This is a genomic window from Geminicoccus flavidas (assembly GCF_009806515.1).
Classification (GTDB): Bacteria; Pseudomonadota; Alphaproteobacteria; order Geminicoccales; family Geminicoccaceae; genus Geminicoccus; species Geminicoccus flavidus.
The window spans coordinates 1-6,822 of record NZ_WUJP01000256.1; the positions used below are offsets into that span (position 1 = coordinate 1).

The following is a 6,822-nucleotide window of genomic DNA, read 5'->3' on the forward strand; positions in this document are numbered from 1 at the left end:
CGTGGCCGCCCAGCTCGACGACTTCCACCTGGCGCTCGGCATCGCCTACACCCGCGCCGGCCGGCTGAAGGAAGGGCGCGCCGCGGTGGCCGAGGCCCGCCAGATGAGCCCGGCGCTGAACCTGGCCTTCTACCGGATCGTGCTCGACAATTTCCGCAATCCCGCCGACCTCGCAGCCATTCTGGAGGCGCTGCGCCTGGCCGGCCTGCCGCAATGGCCCAGCGGATTCGAGCCGGGCGAGGCCGTCCAGCTCACCGGTGCGGAGATCTCCACCCTGGCGCTGGGCCGGACCTGGCAGGGCATGACCGACGAGAACGAGCCGGCGATCCTGCAGATCGACCCCAATGGCCGGATGGCCTACCGAACGCCGCGCCAGTTCCTAACCGGCCATTCCTATGTGGAGAACGGGCTGCTCTGCGAGAAGAGCGATAACGTGCTCATGGGCCGCGCGTGCTGCGGTCCGGTCTACCGGCTGCCCGCCGGGACGCGGGAGGACGGGCTGGACTATGTCTATGCCAACGCATCCCGCGTCCTCTGGTTCACCGAGGCCGAGTGAGCGCCCTCAGCGATAGGACTCCTGCTCGAGCTCCGCCTTGACCTGCGGCCAGTTGGCCTCGGCCTTGGACAGGTATTCCTCGGGATTGGCGGCGAACTCGTCGGCAAAGCCCTGGTCGTAGCTCAGGTACAGCTTGCCGTCGACGATCCGCCAGGCTTGCGGATCGATGCTGACGGTCACCCCATCCGCGGCCATCTCGCCCACGCAATAGCCGCCATATTGCGGCGCGTAGCGCTCCGGGTTCTCCATGAACATGTCCCGGTGCTCTGCACTGGCGAAGTGCCAGGGCGTGCCCAGCCAGCGATAGGAGAACTCCGGCGAGCCCTTCACCGGCCGCCCCTGGGTGAAGTAGGCGACCGGATCGTAGCCCATGATCGCGACGCCGCCGAAATAGCCGGTGTTGACCGCACTTCCGGCCAGCGCACCGCCCGCCAGGGCCAGGAACCCGGCCGAGACCGCGCCGAAGACACACCCACTCCTCACCCTTGTCCGCCACATCGATCCCGCTCCGTCACTTCTGTGCCTCGAGGCATTGCTGATAGGGCGCCTGTCCCATGATATCCGCCGGCTGGCAGGCGGCACCGTGCTGCATGAGCAGCGTCACCACCTGGTCGTGGCTGCGCCAGAGCGCATGGGTGAGCGGCGTGTAGCCGTCCCGCTCGGGTGCCTCGACCGGGGCCCCGCGCTCGATCAGCAGCCGGACGACATCGACTGCACCCTCTTGTGCCGCCACCATGAGCGGCGTGACCCCGGCCTTGTTGGCCGCATCGTCGCGCGGCGCCCCGCGTTCGAGCAGCAGGGTCGTCACCGGCACGCTGCCCGCATAGGCCGCGGCGTGCAGTGCCGTGAAACCGCCGGCATTTCGGGCAACCGGATCGGCGCCATGGTCCAGCAATGCGCGCGCGACCTCCGTCTGGCCGGCCAGTGCCGCCAGGATCAGCGGCGTTTCCGCATTGTCCCCGGGCGCGTCGACCTCGGCCCCTGCCTCTAGCAGGCGCACGGTCGCCGCCACGTCCCCACGGGTGGCCGCGTCATGCAGCTCCCCGGCCAAAGCGGGCCAAGCCATGCCGGAAACGATCACGGAAATGACGACGCGCCAGAACATTAGCGTCTCTCCAGCTGATCTCGGCAGTTTACCTTGAACAGGCTAGTTTCGAAAGACCGTGTTCACGGCGGAAGCAGCCCTCCGAGCACGATGATCCGGCAGATCAGTCGCGCATTAGTTTCCGGCAATTCATCGCGGAGGGGCGGAGGGACCATGTAGCGCCGCGACCGAAATCCCGCCGCTTGAATGTCGCCATCTCGTGACGGGCGCGAACTCCGGCATCGGCCGTGCAATCGCATTGGCACTTGGCGCGGCTGCCGCCACCGCCGTGGTCTCCGCGATTCGGCAAGCAGGTGCTCACGCGTCCGCGGTACCGGCGGACCTTTCGCAGGAAACGGAGATCCGGGAACTGATCACCAAAGCGGAGGCGTCGATCGGCCCGCTTGATGGGATCATCAACAATGCGGCCGCCTGCGAGTTGCCGGACTCGGCCCCTTGACGCGGATTGGCACGGTATCGACGACACTACGATGTCAATCTCGCTGCCCCCACTCTGCTCATGTCCCTCTTTCTTCAGAAGCTGACGGGGCGCGGCTAGGCGTCCGGCCGGATCGTCAATATCAGTACCGACTCTGCCCGCGCGCTCCCGGGCCAGGTCTTTTACGGCTCGAGCAAGGCAGCACTGGAGGCGGTCACGAGGGCAGCGGCTGTCGAGTTCGGTCCCTGGTATAACGATCAACGCCATCGTCCCGGGGCCCGTGCAGACGGGTTGGATCGACGATGAGTTGGCGGCACGGCTGATCCCGAGCATTCCGTGAGGCGCATCGGCACCCCCGGAGACATCGCGGCCGCCGTGCTGTTTCTCCTGAGCGACGCCTCGCGCTGGATCACCGGTCAGGTTGTCCAGGTTGCCGGCGGACATGCCCTTTGATCCTTCTTCGCCGGCCCAGTTGCCTCCAGATGACTTGCAAGGAGCTGCGACACGCCGATCGTCCTGGAAGGCCCTACCGTTCCCGATCAGGTGATGCGGTAGAAACTGCTCAGCCAGACTATGACGGCGGCGAGTCGAGTGAAGGCGGAACAATGGACATCGAACGCGTCATGGCGGACGGGTCGATCTGGCCAGGAGAGCCGGCCGGCCGCAGGTGCCGGAGAAGCACCTCCTAGTCCCAGCGGCCCTGGTAGGAAAAGATCGGCAGTCTCCACTTACCCCAGATCGCCAGCAGACGCAGCGCCAGGCCACAGGTGAAGCTGATCGCGGTGTTCAGGTCGGTATCGACGCCGAGTGCATGCAGGCTAAGGAACAGGACGCAGACGGCCAGCGAGACGCTGGCATAGAGCTCACGCTGGAACACCACCGGCACCTGGTTGCACAGCACGTCGCGCAGGATGCCGCCGCAGATGCCGGTGATCATGCCGGACATGACGACGACCACGCTCGGATAGTCCATCGCCATCCCGACGCTGCAGCCGATCAGCGAGAACGCGATCAGGCCCATAGCGTCGAGCACCAGGAAGAGGCGCTTCAGATTGTGCATGAAGGACGCGACCACCGGGGTCAGCAGCCCGGCGGAGATCACCAGGTAGACGTATTCGGGGTGCTGGGTCCAGCCGATGGGGAACCGGCCGAAGGTCAGGTCTCGGATGGTGCCGCCGCCCAGGGCCGTGACGAAGGCGATCACAGCGACGCCGAAGATGTCCATGTCGCGCCGCCCGGCCGCCAGTGCGCCGGACATCGCCTCGGCCGTGATCGCGACCAGGTAGATGACGAACAGGACGGATTCCGAAGGCAGGAACGGGTACATCGGGGAGGTTCCGGCTAGAGCCAGGACACGCCGTGCTTACGGATCCTGATGTGCCTCTCCCTCCGTCCGGTCAGCCGGGCGTTGCGGCTCTGCGGGCACCCGGGCCTCCTTGGACGGCACACGAGGTCGCTGCGGTCAGCATCCCCGGGACGATCATGGGAGTTCGCACTTTCGGCAAGGGCGGGCATCAGCTCGATGCCAGGCAGCCTCCGTCGCGGAACTGCCGGATGGACGACGCACCCTCGCCGCACTGGCCGACAGAGCGCACCGAAACAACGAAAAAGTCCCCGGAAAATCGAACAGGCCGCCTCCCCAAAAGGAAGCGGCCTGCCGAGATACTGCGTCAGTGTCCTGTTACGGACGAGACTGGAAAGACGTCAGTTGCTCACAGAGAACGTGACCGACATCGTCTCGGCAGTAACGGACACCCGAACGCTCGACATCGGATCACCTCCTTTCTTGGTTGCCAACTGGCCTCAGTCGAACATGAGTTCCGGTCGTTGTCAACTTCCAGGTGAGTGCCAAACGCGTGAATGCCGCTTTCCGGCGACGATGGGCGGGTCTATCTGGTCGTTCGGCAACAGGGAGGCAGACGGTGAACAAGGCCTATGTGGCCGGGACCCTCGACACCAAGGGCCCGGAGCTCTGCTATCTGCGCGACCTGCTGGCGGCGGCGGGCGTGCCGGCGGTGCTGGTCGATGTCGGCACGGCCCGGCCGGGCGAGGGCGCGGACATCACTGCCAGTGAGGTCGCGGCCTGCCATCCAGACGGCGAAAGCGCAGTCTTTACCGGCGACCGCGGCAGCGCGGTGGCGGCCATGGCAGAGGCCTTCGCCCGCTTCCTGCAGGGCCGGACCGACCTGGGTGGGGTGATCGGCGCCGGCGGCTCGGGCAACACCACGATCGTGTCGGCCGGGATGCGCGCCTTGCCGGTGGGCACGCCCAAGATCCTGGTCAGCACGCTGGGCTCCGGCGACGTGCGCCCTTACGTGGGCGCCTCCGACATCTGCATGATGAACGCGGTCACCGACGTGCAGGGGATCAACTCGATCAGCCGCACCGTGCTGGGCAACGCCGCCCATGCCCTGGCCGGCATGATGCGGCACCGCGTCCCGGCACCGGACGTGGCCGACAAGCCAGCGGTGGCACTCTCCATGTTCGGGGTGACCACGCCCTGCGTGCAGGCGGTGGCCGCGGCCCTGGAGGACCGGTTCGACTGCCTGGTGTTCCATGCGACCGGCACGGGCGGCCAGGCCATGGAGAAGCTGGTCGACAGCGGCCTGGTCCGTGCGGTGGTGGACGTGACCACCACCGAGATCGCCGACGAGCTGGTGGGCGGCATCCTCAGCGCTGGGCCGGAGCGGCTGGACGCGGTGATCCGGACCGGCGTGCCCTGGATCGGCTCCGTGGGTGCCCTCGACATGGTGAATTTCGGCCCGCGCGCCAGCGTCCCGGAGCGCTTTGCCGGCCGCCAGCTCTATGTCCACAACCCGACTGTGACCCTGATGCGCACCACGCCCAAGGAGAACGCCCGGATCGGCGCCTGGCTGGTGGAAAAGATCAACCGGATGACCGGGCCGGTCCGCTTCCTCCTGCCGCTGGGCGGCGTGTCGGTGATCGACGTGCCGGGCATGCCATTCCACGATCCGGAGGCCGATCAGGCCCTGTTCCAGGCGATCCGCTCCGGCTGGCAGGACGCGCCCGGCCGGCAGCTGATCGAGCTGCCCCATGCGCTCAACGACCCGGCCTTCGCCGCGGCCCTCGTCGATAGCTTTCACCAGATCGTCCGCTGAAGAGGCCAGCCATGCCCCGTTTCGAACGTGCCGCCCTGCTTGAGCGCTTCCGGGCGCTGATCGACCGAAAGATCCCGATCGTGGGCGGCGGTGCCGGCACCGGCCTGTCCGCCAAGTGCGAGGAGGCGGGGGGCATCGACCTGATCGTGATCTACAATTCCGGCCGCTACCGCATGGCTGGCCGCGGCTCGCTGGCCGGCATGATGGCCTACGGCAACGCCAACGACATCGTGGTCGAGATGGCGCGCGAGGTGCTGCCGGTGGTGAAGCACACCCCGGTGCTGGCCGGGGTGAACGGCACCGACCCGTTCATGATCCGCGACAAGTTCCTGCGCGACCTGAAGGATCTGGGCTTCTCCGGCATCCAGAACTTCCCGACCGTGGGCCTGTTCGACGGGCGGATCCGGGTAAACCTGGAGGAGACCGGCATGGGCTACGGGCTCGAGGTCGACCTGATCCGCGCCGCGCATGAGCAGAACCTGCTGACCACACCCTATGTGTTCAACGAGGACGAGGCGGTGGCGATGACCGAGGCCGGCGCCGACATCATCGTGGTCCATTTCGGGCTGACCACCGGTGGCGCCATCGGTGCCGAGACCGCGGTGAAGCTGGAGGACACGCCCGGCCTGATCGACCAGTGGGCCGAGGCCGCCCGCCGGGTCCGCAAGGACGTGATCGTGCTCTGCCATGGCGGCCCGATCTCGGAGCCGGAGGACGCGCAATACGTTCTGTCCCGGAGCCGGCAGTGCAACGGCTTCTACGGCGCCTCCTCGATGGAGCGCCTGCCGACCGAGCGGGCGCTGACCGAGCAGACCCGCAAGTTCAAGGCGGTCACCTTCGGCGGATAGGCAGCGGGCAGGGCGATTGGATAGCGGGCAGCGGATCGAGCCGTTCTGGAAGAGCCTGACAGGCGCCGCGCGGGCGGTCTGGGCGCTGCTCAGCCGGCGCCAGCGCTGGCAGGTGGCGCTCGTGGTGGTGCTGGTGTCGCTGGGTGCCGGCCTGCAGGCGGTCTCGCCCCTGGCGCTCGGCCGCGCGGTCGACGACCTGACCGCGCAGGACGCGGCCGGCGCCGGGCTGGCGGTCGCCACCTACGCCCTGCTGCTGGGTCTCGCCCGCGCGTCCCGCCATGCGATGTTCTACCTCTATGGCGGGGTGATGCGCTTCGTCGAGCGCAGCATGGCGCAGCAGACCTATGCCCATGTCCTGGACCTGCCGCACGCCTTCCATCTCGGCCGTCGCACCGGTGAGCTCAACCGGGTGGTCGCCGACGGCCTGCTCGGCTGGCGGCGGATCCTGGACGCGATGGTCCACTCGGTGCTGCCCTTCGCGGTGGAGGTCGGCGCCACGCTGGCCGTCCTGCTCACCGTCGACATCCCGCCCGCCATCCTGCTGGTGCTGCTGGGTTTCATGCTGGCCTACGGCTTCGTGTTCTACCGGGGCCTCGCCCGCCAGCGCGCGCAGCACCTGGCGGCCTCCACCGGCGATGCCGCCGCCATGGGCGTGGCGACCGACGCGCTGCTCAACCACGAGACGGTGAAGCTGTTCGGCCGCGGCGACTGGGTGGTCGGCCAGCTCCGCGCCTCCCTGGAACAGGGCAGCCTCGCCTGGCTGCGCTACTACCGGA

The 6,822-nt window shown here is 67.8% G+C and carries 6 protein-coding genes and 2 pseudogenes; 5 read left to right on the forward strand and 3 right to left on the reverse strand.

What is annotated here, in order from left to right; genetic code table 11:
• A pseudogene (locus tag EQG76_RS07110) lies at positions 1–556 on the forward strand (adenylate/guanylate cyclase domain-containing protein); the annotation flags it as partial.
• 6 nt (positions 557–562) lie between these two features.
• Here the strand turns inward: EQG76_RS07110 and EQG76_RS07115 are convergent.
• Together EQG76_RS07115 and EQG76_RS07120 are read right to left on the reverse strand one after the other, a co-directional pair.
• Positions 563–1,039 (reverse strand): YHS domain-containing (seleno)protein, encoded by a 477-nt coding sequence (locus EQG76_RS07115; protein WP_200840618.1) that lies wholly within the window; start codon positions 1,037–1,039, stop codon positions 563–565.
• Between the two features lie 28 nt (positions 1,040–1,067).
• On the reverse strand, positions 1,068–1,661 hold the full coding sequence (locus tag EQG76_RS07120; RefSeq protein ID WP_159711911.1) for an ankyrin repeat domain-containing protein: 594 nt from the start codon (positions 1,659–1,661) through the stop codon (positions 1,068–1,070).
• A 199-nt stretch (positions 1,662–1,860) separates the two neighbouring features.
• On the opposite strand from EQG76_RS07120, the pseudogene EQG76_RS32075 reads away from it, so the two are divergent.
• Positions 1,861–2,532 (forward strand): annotated as a pseudogene (locus EQG76_RS32075) (SDR family NAD(P)-dependent oxidoreductase).
• Between the two features lie 232 nt (positions 2,533–2,764).
• Here EQG76_RS32075 and EQG76_RS07130 read toward each other — a convergent pair.
• Positions 2,765–3,406, reverse strand: coding sequence for a trimeric intracellular cation channel family protein (locus tag EQG76_RS07130; protein ID WP_159711913.1), 642 nt, complete (start codon positions 3,404–3,406; stop codon positions 2,765–2,767).
• A 595-nt stretch (positions 3,407–4,001) separates the two neighbouring features.
• On the opposite strand from EQG76_RS07130, the gene EQG76_RS07135 reads away from it, so the two are divergent.
• The 3 genes from EQG76_RS07135 to EQG76_RS07145 form a co-directional block, all read left to right on the forward strand.
• Positions 4,002–5,198, forward strand: a complete 1,197-nt coding sequence (locus EQG76_RS07135) for a Tm-1-like ATP-binding domain-containing protein (protein ID WP_159711915.1) — start codon at positions 4,002–4,004, stop codon at positions 5,196–5,198.
• An 11-nt stretch (positions 5,199–5,209) separates the two neighbouring features.
• Positions 5,210–6,046: a phosphoenolpyruvate hydrolase family protein gene (locus EQG76_RS07140; protein WP_159711917.1), complete on the forward strand. Its 837-nt coding sequence runs from the start codon at positions 5,210–5,212 to the stop codon at positions 6,044–6,046.
• A gap of 16 nt (positions 6,047–6,062) precedes the next feature.
• Positions 6,063–6,822: ABC transporter transmembrane domain-containing protein (locus tag EQG76_RS07145; protein WP_159711919.1), on the forward strand; the 760-nt coding region annotated here is incomplete at its 3' end.

Excerpts from the sequence above, each read along its gene's own strand:
- EQG76_RS07120 (WP_159711911.1), bottom strand. The coding sequence starts at position 1,661 with ATGTTCTGGCGCGTCGTCATTTCCGTGATCGTTTCCGGCATGGCTTGG.
- EQG76_RS07130 (WP_159711913.1), bottom strand. The coding sequence starts at position 3,406 with ATGTACCCGTTCCTGCCTTCGGAATCCGTCCTGTTCGTCATCTACCTG.
- EQG76_RS07140 (WP_159711917.1), top strand. The coding sequence starts at position 5,210 with ATGCCCCGTTTCGAACGTGCCGCCCTGCTTGAGCGCTTCCGGGCGCTG.